Raw genomic sequence first — 349 nt, forward strand, 5'->3', positions numbered from 1 at the left:
TTATTTTTAAGAGCTACCAAATAAGCATTGTCTAAACCTAAAATTTGCATAAATTTAAAATCTTTTTTAAAATTATGCATATAATTTAATAGTTCTTTTTGATTAAGTTTTAATTCTTGATTTAAGTTTTGTTCTACAAAAACTTTTTTGAATTCTTCTTCGTTGCTCCAGAATAATTTAGATATCTCTTTTCTAATTTGATTTTCTTTTTCATAATAATACTTATCCCAAAAGATAAGCTCTAAAGGGCGATAAGCTAAGCTTATAAAGATAACAAAAGCTATAAGTAAACCACAAGGTATATAAAATCTTTTAAGTTTATAAAAAGGTTTTTTCATTTATATTCCTT

The 349-nt window shown here is 22.3% G+C and carries 1 pseudogene; it reads right to left on the reverse strand.

What is annotated here, in order from left to right:
* Positions 1-338: pseudogene (locus CAMP5121_RS08065) on the reverse strand (hypothetical protein); the annotation flags it as partial.
* Positions 339-349 lie beyond the last annotated feature (11 nt).

The sequence above is a fragment of the Campylobacter sp. 2352 PW genome (assembly GCF_024723575.1).
In the GTDB taxonomy this organism is placed as follows: Bacteria; Campylobacterota; Campylobacteria; order Campylobacterales; family Campylobacteraceae; genus Campylobacter_D.